This is a genomic window from Acinetobacter sp. SH024 (assembly GCF_000163635.1).
Classification (GTDB): Bacteria; Pseudomonadota; Gammaproteobacteria; order Pseudomonadales; family Moraxellaceae; genus Acinetobacter; species Acinetobacter pittii.
In genome coordinates this window covers 1-1,503 of the sequence record NZ_GG753615.1, presented here as the reverse complement: position 1 = coordinate 1,503, position 1,503 = coordinate 1, and the positions used below count along the sequence as shown (strand labels likewise).

The window sequence follows — 1,503 nt, the reverse complement described above, 5'->3', positions numbered from 1 at the left end:
TTTAGTGTCTAGCCCCTCGTGCCCCCTCTACGGTGGAATGATCTGACCCCATAAAGTTGGACAGTTAGTTAAGCAGTTTTTAAAAACTGGTTTCTATATTGTACAGGGGATAAACCTTGTAGCTTCACCTTGATTCTCTCATGATTATAATAATGAATGTACTCTCGTATAGTTTTCTCTAACTCATCAGTTGATTGAAATTTTTCACCATGAAAGCACTCCGATTTTAATATTCCAAAGAAGCTTTCTATTACAGCATTATCTAAGCAATTTCCTTTACGAGACATACTTTGAATTAAACCATGTTGCTTTAATTGCTGTTGATAATGAGCCATTTGATATTGCCATCCTTGATCTGAATGGAGAATTGGTTTCTCATGTCGCTTAAGTTTAGCTAAAGCATGAATGAGCATATCTTTCACTAACTCATAATTGAGTTTACGTTGGATCCGGAAGGTAATAATTTCCCCATTAAATAAATCTATAATTGGTGATAGATAAAGTTTTTCACCGTTAACATTAAATTCCGTCACATCAGTTGCCCATTTCTGGTTGGGACGGTTCGCTTTAAATTGCCGTTGCATAATGTTATCGGCCACCATCCCGACACAACCACTTTTATATGAGCGATATTTTAGTGCTCTGATACGTGATTTAAGTCCCATAGTTTTCATAAGACGATATACACATTTATGGTTGATTATTATTCCTGTACTTTTCAGAGCAAGAGTAATTCTACGATAGCCATAGCATCCCTTATGCTTGTGATATATGGACTTGATCTGCTGTTTTAACTCAGTATATTTATCCTTAGAGCGTACAGCTTTCATGTGATAGAAATAAGTACTACGAGCGATCTTGGCAATACTGAGTAAGAGCTTTAATGGATAAATTTGCCTTAATTCTGAAATAACTTGAACACTGTCTGCAGTAGAAATTGAATTTAGGTACGTTGCTTCAGTTTTAAGGCTTTTAGCTTTTTTAAAAAGGCAACCTCTGCTCGTAAAGCGGTCACTTCATCAATGAGCTCCTGCTGAGATTTATCTTTGTCATCTTTTACAGACTTGGTTATTTTAGTTTTATCTTGTTTAAGCATATTGGTATAAATCCTCGTGGTATTAAACCCAGCAATCCCTTCTTTATGATACTGAGCTAGCCACCTTCTTAAAATTGACGTCCCGCTCAGATTTAACCGTCTTCTAACTTCTCTTACCGGTATCTTATCAAGAAGCATTTGTACAGCCTTGATTTTAAATTCGGAAGAGTAGTAGGTTTTTTTAGTTTTAACATTCAGGCCATCTTCACCTTGTGCCTTATAGTTTTCAATCCATAAGCGGATGGTTTGGAGATCTACATTAAATTCTTGTGAAAGGATTTTATATCCTTTACTTCCCTCTAAATAAGCTTGAATGACTTTTAATTTTAACTCTTTTGAATGCTTCGGAATTGGCATAGAGCACACCTCATAAGTTTTAAAAGTCTAACTTATGGGGTGCAGTTCAG

At 35.7% G+C, this 1,503-nt stretch carries 2 protein-coding genes; both read right to left on the bottom strand.

Features of this window, described 5'->3' with window-relative positions:
- Positions 1–68: 68 nt before the first annotated feature.
- Positions 69–911 carry an IS3 family transposase gene (locus tag HMPREF0013_RS25515; protein ID WP_230445321.1) on the bottom strand — a complete coding sequence of 281 codons (843 nt, stop codon included), beginning with the start codon at positions 909–911 and terminating at the stop codon, positions 69–71.
- A gap of 32 nt (positions 912–943) precedes the next feature.
- Positions 944–1,453 (bottom strand): helix-turn-helix domain-containing protein, encoded by a 510-nt coding sequence (locus HMPREF0013_RS25510; RefSeq protein ID WP_002120495.1) that lies wholly within the window; start codon positions 1,451–1,453, stop codon positions 944–946.
- Between the last annotated feature and the right edge of the window lie 50 nt (positions 1,454–1,503).